Raw genomic sequence first — 23,948 nt, forward strand, 5'->3', positions numbered from 1 at the left:
GCCACAAGCAACGGGAGGGGTACCGACAAATTCTAGAGCTTTGTCAGTGGCGGCCTGCGGCGATCGCCCCCTTCCGGTTGGGGCTGCCCTTCTAACTCCGGCCAGTAGACCAGCTGTTGCGGGCGACCAATACTGATGCCTTCTGCTTGCAAGGCGTGATGCACGCGCCGCCGCAATTCCCGTCCGACTTTCCACTGCATCAATGGCTGGGTTTTGATCCAAATCTTGATCAGCACACCTTGGTGGGCGATCGCATCGACCCCCAACACCTCTGGCGGTTCACAGATCAGGGCTTGCCATTCCGGATCCGCGTAGAGGTTCTCTACCACGTGCGTTAGACAGGCCAAAACCTGATCGACATCATTCTCCCAACCCACTTCTAGGTTGAAATCGACCCGCGACCAAGTGCGCGAGAGGTTGCGGACTTGAGAAATCGTGCTGTTGGGAATGGTGATCAAACCACCTTCCGCATCACGAATTTGGGTGACTCGCAGGTTGAGGGTTTCGACGAGGCCCCCCTGACCGTTGACATTAATTACATCGCCAACTGCGAATTGGTCTTCCACCAAAATCAGGCAGCCGTTGACCAAATCCTTGACCAAACTCTGGGAGCCAAAGGAGATCGCCAAACCCAAAATGGCGCTTCCTGCCAGAACCGAGCTGGCTGGTAAGCCTAGAGTATTGAGGACCGCTAGCAGGACAGCAAAGGCTACCAGTGCAGTCGCTAGGCCTTTGGACGCCCGCACGATCGTGGTCACTCGCAGCTCACTGCGGCGGCGATCGCCCTCTACGGCTAAGAGAGCACTGCGCTCCCAGGCTTTGGCCGATCGCTCAATCAGTAAATGGGCAATGCGAATGGCCACACCGCCGGCAAACCAGAGGCCAATCAAGCGAATCGGGACATTCAGCCATTCGTCGCGAAACTGGTCGAGCACCGGCGTAACGGTAATGATCTGAAAGCTGGCCCAATACCAGAGCGCGATCAGTAGCCAAAACAAGAGCCAGCGAAACCAGCGATTCCAACTCAGTTTTGCGTCTAGCACACTGACAGGTCGGAGGCGATTCAACAGGTGCGATCGCTGCTGGAGCAGGGCCAAGGGTTCGGCTTCCGCCTCCTGCGTGGATGGCTCTGGGACAGCAGCGGGAACCCGTTGCTGTGCTTCGAGTTGCGCTGCTCGATAGTTGAGTTCCCGTTGCACCCACCAAAACAAGAGAGAAGCGATCGCAGCCAAACAAAGGATGCGAGCCACAGCGCCTAACGTGGCCAGCCAGTTGCGCGGCGAGAGGATCTGGCGCGATCGCTCAATTTCCGCCTGAATTTGCGATCGCCATTGCTCCGCCAGTTCGGCTTGACTTAGACCGTTGTAGTCCGCATCAAGACTGGTAACAGTCACCAAGCGAATCGGTTGCGATCGCCCATCACTCAACAGCAAAATCGGTTCACCGTTCAGCTGAGAGACGACAACCTGAATCGTCTTGGCTTCTTGAAAGCGATCGAGCGCCCGCCGGAGGTTCGCACTGATCTGCGTGGCGCGTTGCTCGACACTGGCCTGCTGCTGAGCGGGATCGCTGCGATCATAGACCGTCGGAGCCGTCACCTCTAGAAGCGGCGTCTGCAGGAGGGGCAGGCGTACAGGCGCAACCTCGACATTGCCAAAACGTTTGACTTGCGCTGGGGGATTGCTAGCTGGGGTTGGCAGAGCTGGTGCCACTTGAGCAGCCGATGGCCAAGCGATCGCGAGCAACAAACCCAGCACCCACAGCCCTGCCCAGCGAATCCGTCGTCTCCCGCGATGGGGATAGCCCTGCAAACCCACCGTTCTCCCTCGCAAAACAGACTCCATTCTGCAAGGGGATTTGCGAAACCTGCAGCGTCGGTCGCGATCATGACCGAGTCCAATGCTTGATTCAGCGAACTTGATTGGTCGGGTGATGCGTTATCAAAACGCTAGGTCAGAGCATCCAAGGCCCGACTCGCAATCACGGCTAGATTGCCGAGGGCAGCGGTGGCCGGTTCTGTCCAAACCACCAGCCACTGGGGCTGAACGCCAAAAATCACAATCAGAGTCGCGAGCATCAAGGCAGGGATGTGCTCACGCAGGGCCCACATTTGGCAGGGTTTCCATTTGATCAGGGAGCCGCCCAAAGAAGGCACGATTGACAGCAATAAGAAGTACACCGAGGTCAGGCCCGTACCCACCATGCAGAACAACGTCTGCACCGTAAAGGTCGAGAAGCTGCCTCGGAAAATCATAAATTCTGCGATGAAGCCAACCATTCCGGGCAAACCACCACTGGCCATCACCGCCAAAATCATCAAACTGCCAACAATGGGTAAACCCCGTTCAGGCGTCAGCAACCCCTGTAGAACCCTCAGATCGCGAGTCCCCGTTCGGCTATAGACAAATCCGACCTCCAAAAAGAGCAGGGCCGAAATCAAGCCGTGGCTGATCATTTGGCAAACTGCTCCCAGCAAACTGAGAGGTGTCGTGGCTGCGGCTGCCAGCAAGATATAACCCATGTGACCGATGGAGCTGTAGGCCACCATCTTTTTCATGTCCTGCTGCACGATCGCACTCAGAGAGCCGTAGAGGGTGCTGACCACCGCCAGCCCCGCCAACCAGGGAGCCACAATCGGCCACACTTGGGGGAACAACCCCAGGCCAAAGCGCAAGATGCCATAGGTGCCGAGTTTGAGCAGAACCCCCGCCAGCATCATTGAGACAGGCGTCGAGGCTTCGACGTGGGCATCAGGCAACCAAGTGTGGAAAGGCACGATCGGGGTTTTGATCCCGAAGGCAACCAGAATCAGCACTAACAGCGTCACCTGCTGGGCAATAGGTAAGACCGCCGCCAGATTGGGGTTATAGGCAAAGCTACCCGCCCCACTGAGAATCGTCAGGGCCAAGAAACCAATCAGCAGCAGTGCACCCGACAAGGCCGTGTAGATCAGGAATTTCGTGGCTGCATAGCCGCGACGGGCTCCGCCCCAAATCGAGATCAACAGGTAGAGCGGAATCAGCTCCACTTCGTAGAAGACGAAGAACAGTAGTAGGTCTTGCGCCAGAAACGCCCCAGACACCGCACCGCTGAGCAACAACATCAGGCCGTGATACAGGCGCGATCGCTGTTCTTGACGCTCGAGTCCCGCAATGATCAGGAAGGTTAGGAGGGCATTCAACCCCACCAAAGGCAGTGATAGACCATCGACCCCGAGGCGATAGCCCAGCCCTAATTGCTCAATCCAAGGCAGTTGTTCTAAGAGCTGCCAGTCGTGGATTTGGGGATCGAACTGGAAGAAGGGTGCGATCGCGATCGCCAACGCCGCCCCAGCCGCAATCGCCGCAGACCGCTGCGCCCAGGCTGCACTGAGCGTTCCTGGCCAGCAGAGCAGCACGGTTGCTGCCACGATCGGCAGCCAAATCAGGGCACTGAGCATCGTGCGATCGCCTCTAGTTGACACCCGCCCTCAGCAAGCAAGGGCAAGACTCAGTATAAAGTTGTCGCGTTCACTGCCAGAATTCAGGGCAGGAGCGGGAACTGACTGGCGATGTCGCTGCCGGTAAACTGAGCGACCCAGCCTTCGGGATTGTTAAAGAAACGCAGAGCCGTGAAGTAGGGCTGACTGCCCATATCAAACCAGTGGCGCGTTCCAGCCGGAACGCTGATCCAGTCATTTTGGGTGCAGAGTAGGGCATAGACGTGATCGCCTAGGTGCAGCGAGAACAAGCCTTGTCCTGCAACAAAAAAGCGAACTTCGTCTTCGCTATGGATGTGTTCTGCCAAAAACTTCTGGCGAAGAGCAGCGCGATCGGGATGATCGGGGCGCAGGCTAACCGCATCAACGGTGATGTAACCGCCTTCGGTTTTGACGCGATCGACTTCCGTCGCATAGGCCGCCAAAATCTGCTCCGGCGTCGCATCATCAGCCAACTCCACCTGAGCCGGCCAGCGTTCAAACCGCAGTCCTTGTTGAGCAAGCAAGGCTGCAATTTCAGCCCGCCGTCCGTGGCTTGGGTCAAAGGCTGTTCAGGCAGATCTTCGCGATAGATCGTTAGGACGGTCATCAAAACCCGGTTCGCTCAACCCCCTAATTATGCCAACCCCTTTTGGTACTAGGGGATACCCAGCTGGCGCAGCAGCAGCTCACTCACGGCATTCGCCACTGCAAATTCACTAAAAAAACTCTGGGAAAAATCAAAACCTCGCATTTCTAGCAGGATGGCCAGCAACAGGCAGCCGACATCCGTCTCGCCCTCCAAACGTTGCCGCTCATAGATCTGGGCAACGCGTCGCGCAATATCCGAATTCACCGCTTCGGGAATGAATTCGTGGTCCAACCAGTCCTGCAGTGCAGCACAAAGCCATTGTCCTTCTGCCGTTGCATCTTGGGCAGGCGGAAGCGTAATGGGGGCTAGAGGCTCAGTCACAACAACAAGCACCCAAGAATCGGCGATGATTGCCACAACTATAGCGATGGACTTCTGCCAGACTGTGACACCGTCAGAAATCGCAACGGTGATTGATTCCTACGCCCGCGGCTGGTTCTTGATGGCGGATGAGGATAGCAGTGATTTGGGCTGGTATCGCAGTCGCGATCGCTGCCTGATCCCCTTGGACAATCGCTTTCGCTATCCACGATCGCTGCGGCGGGTGCTAAACCAACAGCGGTTTGAGTTCGCGATCAGCCGGGATTTTTTGGGCACGATTGCTGGCTGTGCCGATCGCCCCAGCACTTGGATTTCTGACGAGCTAGCAGAGATTTACCAACAGCTACAGCGGTACGGCTGGGCTTTGAGCTGGGAAGCTTGGCAGGGCGATCGCTTGGTGGGCGGCATCCTTGGAGTTGCGATTGGCTCCTTATTTATCGGCGAGTCGATGTTTTACCACGAGCCGGAAGCCTCGAAAGCCGCACTTGCGACGCTCGTTCAAGCCCTGCAGCAGGGAGGCTGGCAGGTGTTTGATGTACAGCTGACCAACCCGCACCTTGAACGCTTTGGCAGTTTTTGCGTCAGCGATCGGCAGTATTCCGCGCAAATTCAGACCGCGATCGCTCGACCCGCAAAGTTGGTCACCCCCACCGGCGATCGCTTCGCCAGCCAGCCCCACTCCTCCGCAGCATCTGACCATGGCTGAACCCCCTCACAACGAAACCTACAGTTGGATTCGCAGCTCCCTACGTTTGCGCGGCTCGGTAGTGCCGATTATCCTGCCGCACGTGATTTACAGCAGTCTGTTTGGGGTGGTTGTGGCTTGGGTGCACTCCAACATCCTCTCGTTGGATTTGCCTGCACTGAGTAGCCTCATTCCCAATATTGTCCTAGGTTTGCTGCTGGTCTTTCGCACCAACACTGCCTACGAGCGTTTTTGGGAAGGCCGACGCATTTGGGGCAACCAAATTAATCAGACCCGGAATTTAGCGCGGCTGATGTGGGTTGAAATTCCCCACGGCGATCGCGATGCCGAACAGCAACTTCGTCAGGCAACAGGCTGGCTAGTAGCGCTCAGCATCGTCATGAAGCAGTGGTTACGGCGCCAGCCCCTTGAAGCCGAGGAACTGAATGATCTCGTCAGTCCCGCTGACTATCAAAAACTCCTGCGATCGCCCCATCCCGTCTTAGAAGTCGCATTATGGATCGACCGCTACCTACAACAGCAACTTCAGCGCGGTCTAGCGGTCTATCAGCTCAACGAACAAAAGCGACTGTTAAACGGCCTGATCGACTGTCTTGGAGGCTGTGAACGCATCCGCAACACTCCCATGCCTTTGGCTTACAGCGTTCACCTCAAGCAACTGATGCTGATCTACTGCTTCACTATGCCCCTGCAATTAGTGGGGAGTTTGGGCTGGCGCATGCCCTTAGTCGTGGGAATTATCAGCTTTGCGCTGCTGGGGATTGAGGCGATCGGTCATGAAATCGAAAATCCTTTTGGGATGGATGCCAATGACCTGCGCCTCGAGCAGTTTTGCAACACTCTGCGTAGTAACCTCCAGCCTTTTTTGCCGGACGGCGCCATTGAGCGATCGCAACCCGAGTCGCAGCCCGTCTCGACAACGGCTGAGCCTCTGCTACCAGCGATCCGTGTCCCTACTCGCGATCGCCCATCCTAAAGCAAAACCCCTCAGCAGACTGATCCACTGAAGGGCTGCAAGATTCAGATTGCTCCACTGAGCGTTGAGCGAGAAGCCTAAGCAGTGACAAGTTCAGGACGCTTGCTGTTGCGAATCGCCGCGATCGCTTCAGCATAGTCCGGCGCGTTGAAGACTGCCGAGCCCGCCACAATTGCGTTAGCACCGGCTTCCAGCACCTGCCAAGTGTTATTGGCTTTCAAGCCGCCATCGACTTCAATCCAAGGATCAAGGCCACGCTCATCGCACATGGCGCGCAGCTTACGGATTTTCGGCAGGACAGCTGGGATGAAACTCTGACCACCGAAGCCAGGGTTGACGCTCATGATCAAAATCAGGTCGCACAACTCCAGCACGTATTCCAGGGTTTCGACTGGGGTAGAGGGGTTGAGGACGACGCCTGCTTGCTTGCCGAGGTCTTTGATCTGAGCCAAGTTGCGGTGCAGGTGGGGGCAAGCTTCTGCTTGGACCGAGATGATGTCAGCCCCTGCTTTCGCGAAATCCGGCACATATTTTTCCGGCTCGACGATCATCAAGTGGACGTCCAACGGCTTTTGGGTCACCGGGCGCAGCGCTTCAACGATCAGCGGTCCAATGGTGATGTTAGGGACGAAGCGACCATCCATCACATCGACGTGAATCCAGTCAGCGCCAGCCTGGTCAACAGCGCGGACATCGTCGCCCAAGCGGCTGAAATCCGCTGACAGGAATGGACGGAGCAATAACAACGGATTTTTGCGTCATAGCCTTTGGACTGAGGCGGCGATCGCTCCTCAGTTTACCAACAGCTGGTGCCCGCGCCATTGTCCGTAGCCTTGGTTACCTCCGATCGATCCCGGAGCTGCGTAGGGTAAGAAATCGCAAAGGCACAGTTTGCTTGCCAAGACTGACTCACCGGCAGACACTGGGTCTCAGCGCCGCTTGACTTGGGGGAGATTGATTGTGAAAAACGTGCTGGCGATCATTCTCGGTGGAGGCGCAGGCAGTCGTCTCTATCCACTAACCAAACAGCGCGCCAAACCAGCGGTCCCCCTGGCGGGCAAATACCGCTTGATCGATATTCCCGTCAGCAATTGCATCAACGCTGACATCAACAAAATCTATGTGCTGACGCAGTTTAACTCTGCCTCGCTCAACCGCCACCTCAGTCAGACCTACAACCTCTCCAGCGGCTTTGGCAATGGCTTTGTTGAGGTGCTAGCAGCTCAGATTACGCCGGAGAACCCCAACTGGTTCCAAGGCACCGCCGATGCGGTTCGCCAGTATCTCTGGCTAATCAAAGAGTGGGATGTGGATGAGTACCTGATCCTGTCGGGGGATCATCTCTACCGCATGGACTATAGCCAGTTCATTCAGCGGCACCGAGACACCAATGCCGACATCACACTCTCGGTCTTGCCGATCGATGAAAAGCGCGCCTCTGATTTTGGCCTGATGAAGCTAGATGGCAGCGGCCGGGTGGTCGAGTTCAGCGAAAAGCCCAAAGGGGATGAACTCAGGGCGATGCAAGTCGATACCACGATCCTCGGGCTTGACCCTGTCGCTGCTGCTGCCCAGCCCTTCATTGCCTCGATGGGCATCTACGTCTTCAAGCGGGATGTTCTGATCGATTTGCTCAGCCATCATCCCGAGCAAACCGACTTTGGCAAGGAAGTGATTCCCGCTGCAGCCACCCGCTACAACACCCAAGCCTTTCTGTTCAACGACTACTGGGAAGACATCGGCACGATCGCCTCATTCTACGAGGCCAATCTGGCGCTGACTCAGCAACCTAGCCCACCCTTCAGCTTCTACGACGAGCAGGCGCCGATTTACACCCGCGCTCGCTACCTGCCGCCAACCAAGCTGCTCGATTGCCAGGTGACCCAGTCGATCATTGGCGAGGGCTGCATTCTCAAGCAATGCACCGTTCAGAATTCCGTCTTAGGGATTCGCTCCCGCATTGAGGCCGACTGCGTGATCCAGGACGCCTTGTTGATGGGCGCTGACTTCTACGAAACCTCGGAGCTACGGCACCAGAATCGGGCCAATGGCAAAGTGCCGATGGGAATCGGCAGTGGCAGCACCATCCGTCGCGCCATCGTCGACAAAAATGCCCACATTGGCCAGAACGTTCAGATCGTCAACAAAGACCATGTGGAAGAGGCCGATCGCGAAGATCTGGGCTTTATGATCCGCAGCGGCATTGTCGTTGTGGTCAAAGGGGCGGTTATTCCCGACAACACGGTGATCTAACACCATGCGCCTCGGCAAAGTTGTCAAATCCAACTCGCACTGTGACTACGTTGTCCAAGTGGATGACGACATGGATGTCTCCAATCCACCAGCCGCCGAGAGCTATGGATTTGGCAGCTTTGTTCGTTTGGAAGGCGATCGCCATTGGGCGATCGGAGTGGTCTACAACTCGCAGTTGTTTAATCCCCTCTTTCTGAACAACGGGCCGCGTCTTTCAAGTGGGCCCGACCCACTATTCACGCCTGATTTAATCAATGAAACCCGCACGCTGCTCTCCACGGTTTTGATCGGCAGCTTAGCGGAAACAGAGGGCGGCGATCGCTACGGCGAACAGGGCATTCCTCGCGCGATCGTGCCGGTCAATACCCCTGTCTACTGCCTCAGCGAAGCAGAAATTGCTGCCTTTCACCGCGATTGCAACGGCCAACCGCAATTTCGCTACTACAGTCTCTTACTGCGCTATGCCGGTAGCTTTGCCAGCCACCTCACCCAACAAGTCTTGCAAGAGCTGGCTGATCTCCAACTGTTTGCCCCCCGCGAGCAACGCGCTCTTGAGATGCTCTGTCGAGAACTAGCTTGGCGCAACACGTTAGGTCCCCTTCAAACAAAATAGAAGAGGCGATGCGAGGCCTTGCGTAATCTTGAATTGACTGGGGAGGCAACACCCCAGACTTTCAATGAGACTTGAGTCATTTATCTAGAAGTTTTTACAAAAAAATATTGTATCGAGGTTGATTAATAAATGCCGACCTAGGAATTAAAAACGATACGATCTAGATCGCCCTTAAAGACGACATTTATCTGTTACTTTTCCATCTTAAATCCACCCACAACTACCATCAATAATGAAGATAATAAATATAGCCACACAAGCTGTGAAGCAATCTAGACCTTGAGTCTGCCTGCAACCTTGATACCGTTTGCTTCCACTCAGTGGAAACAAAGAATCGCCCCTAATGTTAACTAGACTTCGAAAGACGACAACTGTCTTAGGGCAATTGGACGCCCTTAATTACGACGGCAGTGGGGGTAGAACAACTGTCTGCCAAATCAGCCTGTTGCAGTCTGCTTGGTCTCTCGCTGCGCGATCGCTGCAAAAATTGCAACCGAGGTTTTAGCTGCTTCTCCTGACTGGAACACGATTAAAAATAATGACCAGACAATGGTGCGAATCGAACACGCGACAGCATTCAAACAGGTAATGATAGATCTACTGGCTAACCATCTTGAGCTGTTCAAACAGTTCGGCGACCACTCGGCCATCCAGAAATCGTTGGCTGCCACACTTCTGGGAATGACTAGGCAACAGAGCGTTTTACGCCGTCGCTGAATTTATCTTGCTACAGCTCTGTTTCGGGTAGCCAAGCTCACCAGCGACAATCGGGACAGGACTGACTTCATGGCTACTGCAGATCCCAACTTGGGACGCCTGCTCGACCAGCGCTATCAACTCTTGGCCCTGATCGGACAAGGAGCAATGGGGCGCGTCTACCAAGCCCGCCATATCGTCCTTGAAGGCATCGTTGCCATCAAACTCCTGAGTCGGAGCATCGCCGACCCTCGCCAGCAAGAACGCTTTGCTGAGGAAGCCCGCATCTGTGCCCAGCTCAGTCAAACCAGCACCACGATCGTGCGGGTCACAGACTATGGATTAGCAGAGCAGCAGCCGTACTTCGTCATGGAGTACCTCGAGGGCGAAACGCTCAAGGATCTTCTGCTGCGCGGCTCGCTTCCTCTGGCCCAATTTTTGAAAATTACCTTGGCGGTTGCCGAGAGTTTAGTGCAGGCGCACTACGGCGTCGAGAGCCACGGGCAACGGATCCCAATCATTCACCGCGATATCAAGCCCAGTAACATCTTCATCACGACGACTGGCGAAATTAAGTTGTTGGATTTTGGGATTGCCCAACGCTGGCAAGAGGTTGGCGAGACAGAGAAACAAGCCTTCCTCGGCACCCTCTCCTACGCCTCCCCTGAGCAGCTCAATCGCCAGGAGCTCGACCCCCGCACGGACATCTACAGCTTAGGCGTGGTGATGTACCAAATGTTGACGGGTCAACTGCCGGTGCAAGCGGAAACCCTCATGAACCTCAACAGCTGGATTGAAGCGCACAATCATCCCGTACGGCCCCTAAAGGAAGTCGCCCCCTTCCTTAGCCTGCCGCGATCACTGCAGCGGATGATCGAGAATTGCCTAGCCCGCGATCGCAGCGATCGCCCCCAGACAGCAGCCGAGCTTGTTCGGGTACTAGCCCCTCTCGAAGAGCGCTATCAACTGGCCGACACCTTCAGCGATCGACTAGAAAGCTACCTTCAGAAGTTGCCCACTGCACCTCCAGACACAGAGACAGAGCCCACCGTTTCGGCCGAAGCCCTCTGTCGCCTCCAAAGCTGGCCTGCCGACAAACCCTGCGCCCAAATTGTCTTTCCTCAAATGATTCGGGCAGGCAAACTGGCAGTACCCAGTCTTTGGGCGATGTTCCCCGCAGCAGATATCGACCGCTGGCGCCTTAACCGCCTCTACTTGCGAACCTATCGCACCTTCTTCTGCACCTTAGTCCCAAGACCGATGCTGCTTTGGGTCACCGCTATCCAGGGCAATCGCGACCAACGCCTGCGCTGGCTGAAAAACTTTTTAGAACTCCAACAGCAGAGCAATCAGGAATTACTGCAGGCGATCGCTCTCCAACGACACTATCGCATTCTCTTTTTTGCCCTCGAGCACCCCCAGCGCTGTGCCTACGTTTTAGACCTCAAAATTGACGAACACCAAGCCGATCAAATTCGGCAGTGGATTCTCCAGGCCAGTCAACTCCCTCGGCAGGGGTCTGCCAGCAATAGTCGCGAACATCTGCAGCTGGAATTTGAGCGTAAGCGTCCTGGACTCGAAGCCCTACTACAGGGCAGCACGGGGTCCATTCGTCCGCAGTGAAATCGTTGCAGTGGCAACGTTAGCTGGCCTAAACCGCCGCAATTTGGAAATCCTTCTAATATCTCTGGCCGATCGCCAATACTCCGCGCCCACAATAGCGGTGACAGCCTGGGAGAAGTCTGTATGGCGATTGCACCAATTCCGTCGCCTTCTGAGGTGGCTACGCGCAAACGGATCCTCGAAGCCGCCCAGCATCTCTTTGCGGCCCAAGGCTATGAAGCGACAACGACGCGTGATTTGGCTCAGGCAGCAGGGGTGGCTGAGGGGACGCTATTTCGGCACTTTGCAGCCAAAAAAGCGATCTTGATTGCTTTGATGCGCCAAGGCTGGCGACAGTTACTCGAAGACCTGTTGGATGAGCTGAGTGGGCTGAGCGATCGCCGTGCCCTAGGCAGCTGGCTGCAGCACCATTGGCAGGCGTCTGTCCAGCACCGAGAGCTGTTGCGAATCTGCATGCTGGAACTGCAATTTCATCCAGAGCTGCGATCGCTATTTGAGGTTGAAATTCTGACGACGATGGAGGAAGTGCTCGAAGCATTCTGCCAAACCGCGATCGCCCAAGGACTGTACCGCAATCTTCCCTGCCGCCCCCTAGCGCGACTGCTGCTTAACCTCTTCCTGCTGGTGGAAATGCTGCCGCTAAGTCCGCTGCCCGACGGAGATTCAGAGGCGCAAATCGCCTGTCTGGCCGAAGTCATTGAACACGGCCTCGTCTTGTCGACTTGAGCGAGTTTGAAGAATGGCTCAGGCGTGATTTGAACACGCGACCAAGGGCTTATGAGTCCCCTGCTCTACCGCTGAGCTACTGAGCCATAAATTGCTTGTTTGAACAAGCGTTAGCTAGTGTAGCAAACTTAACAGCTACTGCCAATGCGTGATTTTCAAGTTGGACAGAGTAACCCCCTGCCCCTCTCACTCTCCTCAGCGGCGGCGTTAAATCTCGCCTGAATTGCCCTTAACTAGCTACAAGCTTCTCGATCGACCGCCCGCCTCTCAACACGTAAAAGCGATCGCCTCGGATGACGGAAGCGATCGCTGATGAAGCGTTCAGAAACTAGCGAGAAGGGAGATAGGCGATCGGGTTGACTGCGCCATTCCCACGCGGATGCACTTCGAAGTGCAGGTGCGGGCCAGTGCTGCGGCCAGTACTACCCATTTCAGCGACGATTTGACCCTGCTGGACACGCTCACCTGGACGCACCAAGATACGGTTGTTGTGAGCATAGAGCGTCAGGCTGCCATTGGGGTGTTGGATTTCAACCAAGTTGCCGTAGCCTCCGGAGTTCCAACCTGCCGTGACCACTACCCCAGGTGCTGCGGCCAGAATCGGCGTTCCTACCGGCCCAGCGATGTCAATGCCACGGTGCATACGGCCCCAGCGCCAGCCATAACCCGAAGAAAGGATACCCCGTGCGGGCCAAATGTAACCCGCGAAGCGATCGCCGCCTCCCGGCAAAAGCTCATCCGAGTTGAGGCTAGGCAATTCGGGGGCGACAGCTGTTTTGAGCAGCGAGGCAAGGAGCGGCTCGTAGTTTTCGGAACCGAGGGGGGCGACAGCGACTTTATCCGGCTCAGGCTGTTGGGGCTTGAACGGCGTTGCCGAAGGCAGGGCGGGCGTCAGCGATCGCGATGAAGAAAGCGATGGGCCAGAGAACGAGGTCTGAGCCGTAATATCCAAGCTCTTCAGGTTGCTGGGCGGCGGCGAAGATAAACTCTCGATGGTCAATTCGGCATTAAGCCCAGAGCCAAGATTAGCGGCAATTCGGCTAGACGTATCTTCCGTCACCTGTTGGCGCAGCAGCGGCGGCAGGGTAGCAACGGGAGCCAATCTAGCCTGACCCGCTGGGGGGATGGTTAAGCGCTGGCCCACAAAAATCAGGTTGGGATTGCTGAGGCGATTGACCTGAAGCAAATCCTGCAAGTCCAAGCCAAACCGAGTCGCAATCCGACTGAGTGAGTCACCAGGCTGCACCGTGTAAGCCTGGGGCTCTGGGGAGAGCTCAGTCGCTGGGCTGAGGGGACGGATGGCGACTGCAGCAGGTGCTAGGGAGCGGGGCTGAATGACAGGTGCTTCTGCGGTAACAGGGCGAGGCAGAGTCGGAGTCGCCTGGGGCGGCACGCTCGAAATCGGCTCTACCGATCGCTCAGCCGCCGGAGATGGCAAGCGGCTATCTCCCGCAAGAGCCAAGAGGTGCTGCTGAACTGGGTCTTGAACCAAGGGGGCTGCCGTTGCGATCGGCGCAGGCTCAACAGCCTTGGGCTGCAGATTGAGGACCTGATCGACGCGAAGGGTAGTGCCTTCGGTTAGTTGGTTGTAGGTCAGTAACTGAGCGACCGTCAAACCATGGGCCCGCGCGATTGACCAAAGCGTTTCACCTGGTTGAACACGGTGAATTTCTTGAGAGGAGAGAGTGCGAGCGGGGGCTTCAGCTTCGTTGTCGAAGAGCTGGGGCATCACACCGTTGGTCGCCGCTACAGCCGTCGCTTGACGAAGCAAGAGGGAATCAGTGCCAGCGACCGTGAGGGCTAAGCCCATCATGGCAAGTGTTCTTTTGCGCCCACTGCCGCTCCAAGATCCGCTGGTGGCCGTGGCAAGAGGCTCTTCAGCAGTCTCCGGTTCTGAAACCGCACACCCTTGATGCGCAATCTCTGGCATCGAATCTAGGGTGTAGTAGGGAAGGCCGGAAACTTTTTGTGGGAATCCTCTTTTCAAGGACCTACCTCCTAATCTGAACTTGGTCAGTTTGCCGGTCACCAACCACAAGGCTGGAAGGTCAAAAACTGGCAGAACTGCGACAGTCGATGAATGGGGGTACCCATTCGCCACAAACTACCTAGGAAGATTACCCCGCTTTCTCGAATTCGACAAGATCAGTGCCCGAGGGCAGTAAAGCTGAAGGCTTTAATTCGTGAAAACCCTGTCACAGACAGAGATTTCAGCAATTGAGACCTGTGCGTTTAGGGCTATTTCTTAGATTTTGACGAATGTCAACTAGGCTACAGACAGATTCTCGCTTAATTTAAAATTCGCTTAAGTTTTCCTGCAAAGTCCTGTCGTTGTCAGTCTTTTATGAGCTGCCGTGTCGAGGACAACATTTCGCACTTTCCTTGAAAATTCTCATCACCATCAAGGCAATCAATCAAAAAAAGTAATCGATTTTGGCTCATTTACCAGTCATTTCGCTGGGGTTTTGGGTTCTTGAAGGGGCGATTGCAGCGGTAGAACAGCCTGAGAAAATGGGCCAGTGTTCAGAGGAAATGGCGTGGCGCAGGTTCAATGGCAGTCGGTGCGGGAGTACGAGGATATTCGCTACGAGAAATGTGCCGAAGGTATCGCCAAGATCACCATCAACCGCCCTCACAAGCGCAATGCCTTCCGCCCCAAAACGGTGGTTGAGCTGTACGACGCCTTTTGCGATGCCCGCGAGGACATTGCGATCGGTGTGATTTTGCTGACAGGCGCAGGGCCGCACACGGATGGTCGCTATGCCTTTTGTGCCGGGGGTGATCAGTCGGTGCGGGGCGCCGGCGGCTACATCGATGAAGAAGGCTTGCCGCGTCTGAATGTGCTCGACCTCCAGCGGTTGATTCGCACCATTCCCAAGGTAGTGATCGCGCTAGTAGCCGGCTACGCGATCGGCGGTGGCCATGTTCTCCACATCCTCTGCGACCTGACGATTGCAGCCGACAACGCTGTCTTCGGCCAAACGGGGCCCAAGGTCGGTAGTTTTGATGGTGGCTTTGGGGCGAGTTACCTAGCGCGGCTAGTCGGTCAGAAGAAAGCGCGGGAAATTTGGTTCCTCTGTCGCCAGTACGGTGCCAAAGAGGCGCTGCAGATGGGTTTGGTTAATACTGTGGTGCCTGTTGAGGAACTAGAAGCGGAAGGGATTCGTTGGGCGTTAGAGATTCTAGAGAAAAGCCCGATCGCGATTCGCTGTCTTAAGGCCGCCTTCAATGCCGAGTTGGACGGTATGGCAGGCATTCAAGAACTGGCCGGCCACGCCACACATCTTTATTACCTGACGGAAGAAGGGAGCGAAGGCAAGCAGGCCTTTCACGAAAAGCGATCGCCCGACTTTCGGCAATATCCTTGGTTGCCCTAGGCGCGAGTCGCTCGGAACATCCCGAAGCGGCAGAGCCCTTGACCAAAGGCGATTCGCATCAGGATCAGGGTCGGAACTTCGCGCAGTGATTTGATCAGCCCCGAGAAGCCAAAGCGAACGAGGCCAGCCGGGCGGAGGATACCCTGCCAGATCGAATCCAGCCAAGAGGGCAGGGTTTCGCGAGTCCAATCCGCTGTTGTGACCGCACCATCAACCCAGCCTGTCGCTTCTAACAGTTCACTGAAGCCTTCGATGCTGGCAAATTCTGGGTGAGCCCACTGATCTAAGAGCTGGCGCATCACCCAGCGCTCCCAACCTTGGAGCGATCGCCGGCGGGTATCGCGTTGATTCCAGTCAGCCACGACCAGCGTGCCACCGGGTTTGAGCACCCGCAGCAATTCTTTAGCGAACAGGGCTTTATCGGGCATGTGAGGCCCTGCCTCAATGCACCAGACCACATCAAAGCTGGCGTCAGGAAACGAGAGATTGAGGGCGTCATCGACTTTGAATTGCGCTGTCACTCCGTCTGGCGTCAGCGATCGCGCCCGCTGAACTTGCCCCGGACTGATCGTGATGCCAGTGACATCAAAGTGGTAGTCCCGCGCCAGAATCCGGCTGCTTCCGCCAATGCCGCAACCCACATCCAAGACTGTGGTGCCCGCTGGCAGGCGATCGAGGTTACCCCAGCGCACCATTTCATGAACAAAATCTGCTTTGGCTGCCCGAAAATCTTTGCGGCGCAGCGGATTGCCGTAGTGCCCGAGGTGAATGTGCTCGCCCCAGTAAAACTCCAGGATGCCGTCCTGTGTCCAGCTGTCGTAGGCCTGCGCCACTGAGTCGGAAGACTGGTAGCGACGAGGAGTGAGGAGGTAAATGGCGAGCAGACTAACCGGCAACACCAGCAACAGCCAAAGAGGAGACATGGGCATTTTTAACGAATCTTCATGATCCTAACTGGGTTGCGATCGCCTGCAGGTCTTTCGTTCCGCCTTTATCTTGAGGCTAGCGCCACAAGGAGATGGCCCTATGCGTCGGTTTTCCCTACTACTTGCCGCCTGTTTGAGCTTTGCTGCAGTTCCCAGCGAAGCAGTCATCCTGCGGGGACGAACCTTCTTCGATCGCCCCCCCCGCTTGGTCAAAATGGTGACGTTTTTCCAGATCGTCAACCAGTACAGCCCCGAGTATTACCTCGTTCTCAATCTTCTCCCTGAATAGTGGTGAGCCCTTGGGCTCCGTGACACTGCAGCAAACCGAAGGGGTCGATCGCTTTTTCCAATTTCGGCTGGATGCAACCCGCGCTTATGTGGGTGAACCGCGCAACTTTGGCAAAGAGATTCCCGTCGCGGAAACCACCTTTGACAACAGTCAACGCCTCCTGAGCGTCCGGTTTGCCCAGCCTGTAGCGCCCGGGCAGCAAATTACGATTGTCGTTAGACCGCAGCTGAACCCCGATACGGCTGGAACTTACCTGTGGGGCATTACGGCCTATCCGGCGGGTGAGCAACCCGCTGGTCAGTTCTTGGGCTTTGGCCGCATCAACATCTATGATTCCAGCACCTACCGAACCAGTCGCTAGCCGCCATCACCTGCCGGTTCAGCAAGAAGCACTCAGTCTCTGGACAAGCGACGGCATTCGCTTGGATGCCGACCTCTATCGGCCGCAAACGGGGGAGCCCTTGCCCTTGCTACTGATGCGCCAGCCCTACGGACGGGCGATCGCCTCCACGGTGGTCTATGCCCATCCACGCTGGTATGCCGAGCAAGGCTATCTCGTGCTGGTGCAGGATGTACGAGGCTGCGGCAGTTCGACCGGTGAGTTTCAGCTATTTGCTCACGAAGCGGCAGACGGTGCCGAGACGATCGCTTGGGCACAGCAACTGCCGGGATGCAATGGCCGGATTGGGCTCTACGGTTTTTCCTACCAAGGCATGACCCAGCTCTACGCTGCCAGTCAGGCCAGTGGTGCGGTGCGAGCGATCGCACCCGCCATGTTGGGGCCAGATCTCTACCGACACTGGGCCACGGAAGGGGGGGCTTTTCGCCTGCAGCTCAGTTTGGCTTGGGCACTACAACTAGCGGGACTCCAAGCCCAGCGGCAACAAGATCAGCAAGCTTGGCAACAGTTACGAGCGGCGGGTCAGCAGCTGCAATCGGAAGCGGGAATCCAAGCAGCAGAGACTCTGTTGCGCTCCATCGATCCCCACTCATTTTACTTCGATTGGCAGCGATCGCCCGAGGATGCTTACTGGACCGCGATCGCCCCCAATCTGGCTCCAATTGATCTTCCTGCTCTGCACATTGGCGGCTGGTTTGATCCCTACCTGAATGGCACGATCGCGACCTATGAAATCCTGAAGCAGCAAACCACGACTCCCCAATGGCTACGGATTGGGCCTTGGGCGCATCTCCCTTGGGGTCGCAAGGCTGGAGCGATCGATTTTGGCCCTACCGCGATCAGCCCAATCGACGAGCTACAGGTGCGTTGGTTCGATGCTTGGCTTAAGGATCAGCCCGAGCGCCTCCAGGATGAGCCGGCGATCGCGGTCTTTGAAATGGGTCGCAACCAGTGGCGATCACTTGCCGATTGGCCAACAGGAACATCACAAGTTTGGTCGATCGCCAGTGATGGGCTAGCAGCGATGCGCAGCGATCGCGGGCAGTTGCAACGGGCTGCCGCCGATCGCGAGACTTTCGACGTCGTCGTCCATGATCCTTGGCGGCCTGTACCGAACCTGGGCGGCCATAACGGCTTGGCAGCCGGGCCACAGGAGCGCAGCGGGCTGGAGGAACGTAGCGATATTCTCAAGTACCGCAGTCAACCTCTCTCGTCTGACCTCTTGATCTGCGGACAACCGCGTCTCTATCTGATCTGTGAGAGCGATCGTCCCAGTTGGGATCTCTGCGTGGTGCTGTCGCGCCAAACCGCTCGTGGTTTATGGGACTTCAGCCAAGGGTTTCGACGGATTGCTCAAGCGGAAGCGGGTGTAGGCTATTGGGTCGATCTGCAGCCCACCTGTCAGCGCCTTTTAGCGGGCGATCGCCTCTGCCTGAGCATTAGCCTTGCCGCCTATCCAGCCTTTGCCGTCAATCCTGGCCAGAGCGGACAACCAACGGCTACGGTGCCCGCTGAGGCACGGATCATTACCCTGCAAGTGCAGTCAGCAGGAAGCTTTTTGGAGTTACCAACCGTTGCGATCGCTGCCAGTTCCGAGTCAGCCTGATAAGCTACCGCTGATACCGCGGAAGTTGATATGAATCGCTCGTTGCGTCTGGCTTCACTGGGTTGTGCTGCTGCCGTACTGGTCACTGCACCGTGGCAGGGGACTGCGATCGCGACTGCTCAAACCCCCTCAGTCAATGAGACCGTTCAATCATTCAGTCAACTGGTGCAGCGGACCTACGCTTTTCTCCAAGCTTTCCAAAAAGACGACACCAGCTAGCATCCTCAAGTTGCTCGAGCCGCGCCTCGCCGCCGCCCTCACCAACAATGATCTGCGGGCCAACATCCGCGACAGTCGGGCCAAGCTCGGCAAGGTCAATGGGTCTTCCATTGCTGCTATTGATCAACGGCCGGGGTTAGATACGGTCACTGTTTTGATGCAAACAAATACTGGTCAGTTCCGACTGCGCCTGCTGTTTAATCAGCAAGAGCAGGTTGTCGGCTACGACCTACCCGACTTCGTTGAGCCGCCCGAAGCAGTCGCCCGCAACTTTGTCCAAGCTCTTCCCAAAAATCAATCGCTCAAGGCCCGCGCCTTGCTCAGTCCGCTGCTGAAGACCGAGCTCTTCCCCCAGCAAGTGGAGCAGCGCTGGACGACTTTGCAACAACGCACCGGGCCATTTCAGCAAATTGTGAATGTCCGCAATGCTGGCACCGAAGCGGGGATCACGCTCCTGCTGGTCGAAGTGCGCTTCCGCAACGCTGACGACTCCCTCTTCATTTCTCTGGATGGCGACAATCGCATTACAAACGTCGATTTCCCGGAGAATCCGCGCCCAAACTAAGAGCAAAGCCGATCGAAAGGGTGCGCGATGGCGGTGCGCAAGTTAGGCGTTCTCACCAGTGGCGGCGATTGCCCAGGCCTCAATGCTGTGATTCGAGCGATCGCCCGTCATGCCGTTGGCAATTACGGCTGGGAGCTCTGGGGGATTGCCTACGCCACTCAAGGGCTCCTCAAGCGGCAAGCGATCGCCCTGTCCCCCCACCACTTCGATCGGCAGAGTCTTGACCCGTTGCTCTGCAGCGGTGGCACCATCCTCGGGTCCATCAATCGGGGCGATACCCTTGCCCACCAAGCCGAAATTCTGGCTGGCTATCAGGAACTTGGCTTGGATGCCCTGATTGGCATTGGCGGCGATGGCAGTCTGGCCATTCTGCGGCAGCTAGCCGAAGCGGGTCGTTGGCAGTTCATCGGCATCCCAAAAACCATCGACAACGATGTAGCGCTGACTGAGCGGGCGATCGGGTTTGATACCGCCATTCACACCGTTGCGGAAGCCCTGCTGAGTTTGGGCAGCACAGCAGCCAGCCACGATCGCATCATGATTGCCGAGGTTATGGGTCGCCAGTCGGGGCATTTGGCCCTACAGGGCGGCATTGCCGGAGGCGCCGACGTCATTCTCTTGCCAGAAATTCCCTATCGACTGCTGGAGCTCTGTCACTACTTACAGCAACTGCGCGATCGCTGGCAGCGTCGCTATGCCGTGATTGCGATCGCGGAAGGCACCCATCATCCCCCCGAGGTCACTCAAGGACCTGGCAGCTTGGGCGAACAATTGGTTCAGGCAATCACCGCCCAGGATCCGACATTAGATGCCCGTGTCACCGTCTTGGGTCATGTGCAGCGCGGTGGTAACCCCGTAGCGAGCGATCGCCTTTTGGCTACTCAGATGGGCTACGCCGCTGTAGAACGGCTTGCCGCAGGTGCCTCCGGCGAAATGATGGCTTGGCAGGGCGGGCGGGTTGTCAGCGTTCCGCTCGAAGCCGTCTGCCTCCAAAGCCCTACCTTGGTTGATCCTCACAGTCCGCCCGTCGATACCGCTGCAGGGCTGGGAATTTTTCTGGGCGATCGCAGTCTGACTCCTTGGCGGGGTTCAGCGTGCCCCACCCATTGATCGACAGCAGTCTCTAAGGTTCAGGCGTGGATTGATCTACGGGCTCCTCAACCAGCTGATCTTCCTGATCGGAGCCTTGCAAAAGCAAGCGTAAACCAATCACCACAAAACCCACGATCGCCGCCAACTTCAGCCACTGCGGCGGAATGTAATCTGCGATCTGGTCACCTAAAACCACACCGATCAGACTGGCGAGGACCAAAGCACTGGCGGTTCCGAAAAAGACGGCTCGAGGCGATCGTGAACTCCCACCGAGCGCTACCGCTGCCACTTGGCTTTTATCACCCAGTTCCGACAGAAACACTGCCAGGAAACTCGCACCCAACAACTGCCAATCCATTGCCTTAGCTCCAGTGCTGCCAGAGATCCCAACTCAGGACTGCTGCGATCGCTAGCAGCGTCACGCCAGCTGCAACATCCAGGGTGCGTGGGGCAATATGTTGCGCCAGCCAACGACCTACCAGAACGCCCAGCAAACTCGTGCTGATCAAGGCTGTCGCTGCACCGGTAAACACAATCCAAGGCCGATGGGACTCCACTGTCATCAGCAACGTGGTGACCTGGGTTTTGTCGCCGAGTTCGGCCAGAAAAATGGTCAGAAAAGTCGAGACAAACACACCCCAAGCTGAAGACCGACCCGGACTGGCTTCGGTGAGCGTTGGCGTCTCTAGGTCAGAAGAAGGAGCAGCCACAGCATCTTTTCATAATCGTTTCATAAACTTAGCATTGCTTTAGGGTTCAAAGGTCCTCTAGCACCAGCCCGACTGCTTGCCGAAAGCGAATCTGCTCGAGGCTGCGATCACCATAAACGCCCTCGATCTGCTCTTCACAGCAAGCGATCGCAAAATCGTTGAGGTCTTCTTTAGGCACGCCAAACATCGACTCAAAGGTCTCGGGTTGGACGCGGCAAAAGCGGGGGCGATCGTCGTAAATACTGCAGAGGCGGCTGTCGTGGTCAAAGTGGATGCACCAGCCATCGGAGCCCACCATGCTCAGGTAGAGCGCCATTTCCTCGGGCTGCAGGTACTGCTCCAAGTCGGGGCGATCGCGGGGGTCGAGATGACAGCAAGCGCCACACTGTCGTACACATTGCCACTGGGCCATAACGCTGAGATCCGGTGAGGGAAGGTCTGCCTCCAGCCTAGCCCGCGCTTGATAGTGGATTTTTGTAACGATGCTTAAAGCATTGGCGTCCGCTCGGTAGAATCGATTACCGAATCGACATAGGCCCGGTCGAGATCGGGGAGAGATATGGGTTTCCTGAGCAGCATCAATTTCGAAGTCATTTTTCAGCTGACGACGCTGGCATTGCTTGTGATTGCTGGCCCAGCGGTGATCATCCTGCTGTACCTCCGCGGTGGTGACCTCTAGGTCACAGCGTCTCAACCCATCCGGAATCAAAACTTTTGAGCGAGAGGGGCGGTATCGTCCCTCTCCTTATTTGCGTCTGTTCTGCTTTGCGTGACTGCCAATGACTTTTGCCGATCGCCTGCCGCGTCGTCTCATGTTGCTGGGTTCTGGAGAGCTGGGTAAGGAATTTGCGATCGCAGCGCAACGACTAGGAAATACAGTCATTGCTGTCGATCGCTATGCCCACGCACCCGCTATGCAGGTTGCCGATGCCAGTGCGGTGATTTCCATGCTGGATGGCGAAGCCCTCGAAGCAGTGGTTCAAGAATTTCAGCCAGACCTGATCATCCCGGAGATTGAAGCGATCCGCACCGAGAAGCTGCAGGAGTTTGAAGATCGCGGCTTGACGGTGATTCCGACGGCGCGGGCCACGCACTTCACCATGAACCGCGATCGCATTCGTGATCTAGCAGCTCAGCAATTGGGTCTGCGCACCGCTCGCTATGCTTACGCCAGTTGCTTTGAAGAACTGCAGACCGTCGCTGCCGCGATCGGTTACCCGAATGTGATCAAGCCGGTGATGTCCTCCTCCGGTAAAGGCCAATCAATCATCCAGCAGCCGGATCAACTCCAAGCTGCCTGGGACTACGCGATCGCGGGATCTCGCGGTGATAGCCAGAAGGTAATTCTGGAAGAGTTCATCCCATTCGAGCTGGAAATTACGCTGTTGACCATTCGTCAGTGGCAAGGCCCCACTCTTTTCTGTCCGCCGATTGGTCACCGGCAAGAACGCGGCGACTATCAGGAATCTTGGCAGCCCGCACCGCTTCGGCCAGACTTACTGGCGCAGGCACAAGCGATCGCCGCACAAGTGACCGAGGCTTTAGGCGGAGCTGGGTTATTCGGCGTTGAATTTTTTGTTACCCCGGATGAAGTGATCTTTTCAGAGCTGTCGCCGCGCCCCCACGACACTGGCATGGTCACGCTCATCTCGCAAAATCTGAATGAATTTGAGCTACATCTTCGCGCCGTACTCGGGCTGCCAATTCCCGCGATCGAGCTATTGGGGCCATCAGCGAGTCGAGTCATTCTGGCAGAAGACAGTGGCGATCGCCCCAGCTATGCCGGAGTTGCAGCAGCGCTGCAGGAGCCTTGGGTTGATCTGCGACTGTTTGGTAAACCGGATATGCGGCCTCAGCGGCGGATGGGAGTTGCCTTGGCACGAGATGAGAGTGTTGAGGCCGCACGGGCGAAAGCCGATCGTGCCGCTTCCCAAGTGACGATTCAACCCAGTTAAGCCTCTGAGAGGAATGCCAAGAAGCTGCCTCAGGCGTTATTGACCCAAGGCAGCTTGATTGTGAGGAGCGATCGCGTAGCTTTAGGCCTGCAAGCGAGTCAGGCGATCGCGTAGTAGCTCTGCTTGCTTCTCCGCTTCCAGCAGGTTTTCTCTTGTTTCAGCAACCACTTCCGCAGGGGCTTTATCAACAAAGTTCGAACTATTCAGCCGTCCTGAAAGGGATTTGATTTCCTTCTCAACCTTCTCCAGATTGCGACTCAGTTTTGTCTGCAAGGCAGCCAAATCAACCAGACCTGCCAAGGGTAACAGCACCTGCACCGTTGCAGTGACGCCAACCAAAGCTTGAGGCTCTTCGGTCAGGGACTCAACGATCGTCAGCATTTCTGTCTTGGTGAGATCACGAATGTAGGCTTGCGACTGTTCTAAATTGCAGCGCTCTGATTCACTATCACTTTGAAGAATGGCAGTAATTTTCTGCCCCGGCTTCAATCCTGCTTCTGCTCGCAGATTCCGCAGGGTTCGAATCACGTCAATCATGAGCTGAAACTCGCGATCGAGTTCAGGCTGAATCCACTCAGACTGCGGCTGAGGGAAAGACTGAAGTGCTAAAAACTGATCTTCGCCAACTTGATTTAAGGTATGCCAAATCTCCTCAGTCACATGTGGCATGAAGGGATGCAAAAGTCGAAGAATGCCCTCCAGAATCTGAGCTAAAGTCTGCTGAGCAACTAGGCGGGACTGAGCGTCTTCACCATAAAGGCGAGGCTTAACCAGCTCAATATACCA

25 protein-coding genes, 1 tRNA gene and 1 pseudogene (1 of these 27 only partly in view) are annotated in these 23,948 nt (G+C 56.3%); 15 read left to right on the plus strand and 12 right to left on the minus strand.

Features of this window, described 5'->3' with window-relative positions; all coding sequences use genetic code 11:
• Positions 1-32: 32 nt before the first annotated feature.
• The 4 genes from SYC_RS04825 to SYC_RS04840 all read right to left on the minus strand — a co-directional run bounded on the left by SYC_RS04825 (position 33) and on the right by SYC_RS04840 (position 4,442).
• On the minus strand, positions 33-1,817 hold the full coding sequence (locus tag SYC_RS04825; RefSeq protein ID WP_162010022.1) for a mechanosensitive ion channel family protein: 1,785 nt from the start codon (positions 1,815-1,817) through the stop codon (positions 33-35).
• A 131-nt stretch (positions 1,818-1,948) separates the two neighbouring features.
• On the minus strand, positions 1,949-3,439 hold the full coding sequence (locus tag SYC_RS04830; RefSeq protein WP_011243227.1) for an NADH-quinone oxidoreductase subunit M: 1,491 nt from the start codon (positions 3,437-3,439) through the stop codon (positions 1,949-1,951).
• A gap of 83 nt (positions 3,440-3,522) precedes the next feature.
• The gene (locus tag SYC_RS04835; RefSeq protein WP_011243228.1) at positions 3,523-3,984 is read right to left on the minus strand and encodes a 1,2-dihydroxy-3-keto-5-methylthiopentene dioxygenase; all 462 of its coding nucleotides are present in this window, start codon (positions 3,982-3,984) and stop codon (positions 3,523-3,525) included.
• 131 nt (positions 3,985-4,115) lie between these two features.
• The gene (locus tag SYC_RS04840; RefSeq protein ID WP_011243229.1) at positions 4,116-4,442 is read right to left on the minus strand and encodes a hypothetical protein; all 327 of its coding nucleotides are present in this window, start codon (positions 4,440-4,442) and stop codon (positions 4,116-4,118) included.
• 13 nt (positions 4,443-4,455) lie between these two features.
• Between SYC_RS04840 and aat the strand changes: the two genes are divergently transcribed.
• Together aat and SYC_RS04850 are read left to right on the plus strand one after the other, a co-directional pair.
• Positions 4,456-5,136: a leucyl/phenylalanyl-tRNA--protein transferase gene (gene aat / locus SYC_RS04845; protein ID WP_011243230.1), complete on the plus strand. Its 681-nt coding sequence runs from the start codon at positions 4,456-4,458 to the stop codon at positions 5,134-5,136.
• Positions 5,129-6,112 carry a bestrophin family protein gene (locus SYC_RS04850; protein ID WP_011243231.1) on the plus strand — a complete coding sequence of 328 codons (984 nt, stop codon included), beginning with the start codon at positions 5,129-5,131 and terminating at the stop codon, positions 6,110-6,112. The genes aat and SYC_RS04850 overlap by 8 nt, the downstream gene beginning before the upstream one ends.
• A gap of 77 nt (positions 6,113-6,189) precedes the next feature.
• Here SYC_RS04850 and rpe read toward each other — a convergent pair.
• A pseudogene (rpe, locus tag SYC_RS04855) lies at positions 6,190-6,874 on the minus strand (ribulose-phosphate 3-epimerase).
• Between the two features lie 198 nt (positions 6,875-7,072).
• Here rpe and SYC_RS04860 point away from each other — a divergent pair.
• From SYC_RS04860 to SYC_RS04880, 4 genes are all read left to right on the plus strand, one after another.
• The gene (locus tag SYC_RS04860; RefSeq protein ID WP_011243233.1) at positions 7,073-8,365 is read left to right on the plus strand and encodes a glucose-1-phosphate adenylyltransferase; all 1,293 of its coding nucleotides are present in this window, start codon (positions 7,073-7,075) and stop codon (positions 8,363-8,365) included.
• Between the two features lie 4 nt (positions 8,366-8,369).
• Positions 8,370-8,978, plus strand: a complete 609-nt coding sequence (locus tag SYC_RS04865; protein WP_011243234.1) for a hypothetical protein — start codon at positions 8,370-8,372, stop codon at positions 8,976-8,978.
• A gap of 786 nt (positions 8,979-9,764) precedes the next feature.
• Positions 9,765-11,297 carry a serine/threonine-protein kinase gene (locus tag SYC_RS04875; protein WP_011243235.1) on the plus strand — a complete coding sequence of 511 codons (1,533 nt, stop codon included), beginning with the start codon at positions 9,765-9,767 and terminating at the stop codon, positions 11,295-11,297.
• Between the two features lie 123 nt (positions 11,298-11,420).
• Positions 11,421-12,023 carry a TetR/AcrR family transcriptional regulator gene (locus SYC_RS04880; protein WP_011243236.1) on the plus strand — a complete coding sequence of 201 codons (603 nt, stop codon included), beginning with the start codon at positions 11,421-11,423 and terminating at the stop codon, positions 12,021-12,023.
• Between the two features lie 14 nt (positions 12,024-12,037).
• Here SYC_RS04880 and SYC_RS04885 read toward each other — a convergent pair.
• Together SYC_RS04885 and SYC_RS04890 are read right to left on the minus strand one after the other, a co-directional pair.
• Positions 12,038-12,109 (minus strand) — tRNA-Met (locus SYC_RS04885).
• A gap of 242 nt (positions 12,110-12,351) precedes the next feature.
• Positions 12,352-13,953, minus strand: a complete 1,602-nt coding sequence (locus SYC_RS04890; protein WP_234701801.1) for a LysM peptidoglycan-binding domain-containing M23 family metallopeptidase — start codon at positions 13,951-13,953, stop codon at positions 12,352-12,354.
• 607 nt (positions 13,954-14,560) lie between these two features.
• On the opposite strand from SYC_RS04890, the gene menB reads away from it, so the two are divergent.
• The gene (gene menB / locus SYC_RS04895; RefSeq protein WP_041676962.1) at positions 14,561-15,400 is read left to right on the plus strand and encodes a 1,4-dihydroxy-2-naphthoyl-CoA synthase; all 840 of its coding nucleotides are present in this window, start codon (positions 14,561-14,563) and stop codon (positions 15,398-15,400) included.
• On the opposite strand, the gene SYC_RS04900 is transcribed toward menB, so the two are convergent.
• Complete coding sequence (locus tag SYC_RS04900; RefSeq protein ID WP_011243239.1) at positions 15,397-16,329, minus strand: methyltransferase domain-containing protein; 933 nt, start codon at positions 16,327-16,329, stop codon at positions 15,397-15,399. The genes menB and SYC_RS04900 overlap by 4 nt on opposite strands.
• A 97-nt stretch (positions 16,330-16,426) precedes the next feature.
• Between SYC_RS04900 and SYC_RS13555 the strand changes: the two genes are divergently transcribed.
• From SYC_RS13555 to SYC_RS04925, 6 genes are read left to right on the plus strand one after another with little or no spacing between them, the layout of a single operon-like run.
• Positions 16,427-16,615, plus strand: a complete 189-nt coding sequence (locus SYC_RS13555; RefSeq protein ID WP_050738281.1) for a hypothetical protein — start codon at positions 16,427-16,429, stop codon at positions 16,613-16,615.
• A gap of 19 nt (positions 16,616-16,634) precedes the next feature.
• On the plus strand, positions 16,635-16,976 hold the full coding sequence (locus SYC_RS13430; RefSeq protein ID WP_050738282.1) for a DUF2808 domain-containing protein: 342 nt from the start codon (positions 16,635-16,637) through the stop codon (positions 16,974-16,976).
• Positions 16,945-18,621, plus strand: a complete 1,677-nt coding sequence (locus tag SYC_RS04910) for a CocE/NonD family hydrolase (RefSeq protein WP_011243241.1) — start codon at positions 16,945-16,947, stop codon at positions 18,619-18,621. Before SYC_RS13430 ends, SYC_RS04910 begins: the two co-directional genes overlap by 32 nt.
• Positions 18,622-18,651: 30 nt before the next feature.
• Positions 18,652-18,840 carry a hypothetical protein gene (locus SYC_RS04915; protein WP_041676964.1) on the plus strand — a complete coding sequence of 63 codons (189 nt, stop codon included), beginning with the start codon at positions 18,652-18,654 and terminating at the stop codon, positions 18,838-18,840.
• Positions 18,841-18,850: 10 nt separating this feature from the next.
• Complete coding sequence (locus tag SYC_RS13375) at positions 18,851-19,405, plus strand: DUF3887 domain-containing protein (protein ID WP_050738283.1); 555 nt, start codon at positions 18,851-18,853, stop codon at positions 19,403-19,405.
• A gap of 27 nt (positions 19,406-19,432) precedes the next feature.
• Complete coding sequence (locus SYC_RS04925; protein ID WP_011243243.1) at positions 19,433-20,515, plus strand: ATP-dependent 6-phosphofructokinase; 1,083 nt, start codon at positions 19,433-19,435, stop codon at positions 20,513-20,515.
• Positions 20,516-20,528: 13 nt separating this feature from the next.
• Here SYC_RS04925 and SYC_RS04930 read toward each other — a convergent pair whose 3' ends face one another.
• From SYC_RS04930 to SYC_RS04940, 3 genes are read right to left on the minus strand one after another with little or no spacing between them, the layout of a single operon-like run.
• Positions 20,529-20,855 (minus strand): TMEM165/GDT1 family protein, encoded by a 327-nt coding sequence (locus tag SYC_RS04930; protein WP_011243244.1) that lies wholly within the window; start codon positions 20,853-20,855, stop codon positions 20,529-20,531.
• A 4-nt stretch (positions 20,856-20,859) separates the two neighbouring features.
• Positions 20,860-21,207: a TMEM165/GDT1 family protein gene (locus tag SYC_RS04935; protein ID WP_011243245.1), complete on the minus strand. Its 348-nt coding sequence runs from the start codon at positions 21,205-21,207 to the stop codon at positions 20,860-20,862.
• Positions 21,208-21,253: 46 nt separating this feature from the next.
• Positions 21,254-21,619 (minus strand): YkgJ family cysteine cluster protein, encoded by a 366-nt coding sequence (locus SYC_RS04940; RefSeq protein ID WP_011243246.1) that lies wholly within the window; start codon positions 21,617-21,619, stop codon positions 21,254-21,256.
• A gap of 147 nt (positions 21,620-21,766) precedes the next feature.
• Here SYC_RS04940 and psb30 point away from each other — a divergent pair, with 147 nt between their 5' ends.
• Both psb30 and purT read left to right on the plus strand, forming a co-directional pair.
• Complete coding sequence (gene psb30 / locus SYC_RS13560) at positions 21,767-21,886, plus strand: photosystem II reaction center protein Ycf12/Psb30 (RefSeq protein ID WP_071818110.1); 120 nt, start codon at positions 21,767-21,769, stop codon at positions 21,884-21,886.
• 100 nt (positions 21,887-21,986) lie between these two features.
• On the plus strand, positions 21,987-23,162 hold the full coding sequence (gene purT, locus SYC_RS04945; protein WP_011243247.1) for a formate-dependent phosphoribosylglycinamide formyltransferase: 1,176 nt from the start codon (positions 21,987-21,989) through the stop codon (positions 23,160-23,162).
• Between the two features lie 81 nt (positions 23,163-23,243).
• Here purT and SYC_RS04950 read toward each other — a convergent pair whose 3' ends face one another.
• On the minus strand, positions 23,244-23,948 hold the 3' end of the coding sequence (locus SYC_RS04950; protein ID WP_011243248.1) for a valine--tRNA ligase. Its footprint extends 2,025 nt past the window's final position; only the last 705 of its 2,730 coding nucleotides appear in the window; its start codon lies off the right edge, out of view; its stop codon occupies positions 23,244-23,246.

This window comes from Synechococcus elongatus PCC 6301 (genome assembly GCF_000010065.1).
Taxonomy (GTDB): Bacteria; Cyanobacteriota; Cyanobacteriia; order Synechococcales; family Synechococcaceae; genus Synechococcus; species Synechococcus elongatus.

Excerpts from the sequence above, each read along its gene's own strand:
- psb30 (WP_071818110.1), top strand. The coding sequence starts at position 21,767 with ATGGGTTTCCTGAGCAGCATCAATTTCGAAGTCATTTTTCAGCTGACG.
- SYC_RS04915 (WP_041676964.1), top strand. The coding sequence starts at position 18,652 with ATGAATCGCTCGTTGCGTCTGGCTTCACTGGGTTGTGCTGCTGCCGTA.
- SYC_RS04900 (WP_011243239.1), bottom strand. The coding sequence starts at position 16,329 with ATGCCCATGTCTCCTCTTTGGCTGTTGCTGGTGTTGCCGGTTAGTCTG.
- SYC_RS04865 (WP_011243234.1), top strand. The coding sequence starts at position 8,370 with ATGCGCCTCGGCAAAGTTGTCAAATCCAACTCGCACTGTGACTACGTT.
- aat (WP_011243230.1), top strand. The coding sequence starts at position 4,456 with ATGATTGCCACAACTATAGCGATGGACTTCTGCCAGACTGTGACACCG.
- SYC_RS04910 (WP_011243241.1), top strand. The coding sequence starts at position 16,945 with ATGATTCCAGCACCTACCGAACCAGTCGCTAGCCGCCATCACCTGCCG.
- SYC_RS04940 (WP_011243246.1), bottom strand. The coding sequence starts at position 21,619 with ATGGCCCAGTGGCAATGTGTACGACAGTGTGGCGCTTGCTGTCATCTC.
- SYC_RS04880 (WP_011243236.1), top strand. The coding sequence starts at position 11,421 with ATGGCGATTGCACCAATTCCGTCGCCTTCTGAGGTGGCTACGCGCAAA.
- SYC_RS13555 (WP_050738281.1), top strand. The coding sequence starts at position 16,427 with ATGCGTCGGTTTTCCCTACTACTTGCCGCCTGTTTGAGCTTTGCTGCA.
- SYC_RS04830 (WP_011243227.1), bottom strand. The coding sequence starts at position 3,439 with ATGCTCAGTGCCCTGATTTGGCTGCCGATCGTGGCAGCAACCGTGCTG.
- SYC_RS04930 (WP_011243244.1), bottom strand. The coding sequence starts at position 20,855 with ATGGATTGGCAGTTGTTGGGTGCGAGTTTCCTGGCAGTGTTTCTGTCG.
- SYC_RS04925 (WP_011243243.1), top strand. The coding sequence starts at position 19,433 with ATGGCGGTGCGCAAGTTAGGCGTTCTCACCAGTGGCGGCGATTGCCCA.
- purT (WP_011243247.1), top strand. The coding sequence starts at position 21,987 with ATGACTTTTGCCGATCGCCTGCCGCGTCGTCTCATGTTGCTGGGTTCT.
- SYC_RS04850 (WP_011243231.1), top strand. The coding sequence starts at position 5,129 with ATGGCTGAACCCCCTCACAACGAAACCTACAGTTGGATTCGCAGCTCC.
- SYC_RS04890 (WP_234701801.1), bottom strand. The coding sequence starts at position 13,953 with ATGCCAGAGATTGCGCATCAAGGGTGTGCGGTTTCAGAACCGGAGACT.
- SYC_RS04875 (WP_011243235.1), top strand. The coding sequence starts at position 9,765 with ATGGCTACTGCAGATCCCAACTTGGGACGCCTGCTCGACCAGCGCTAT.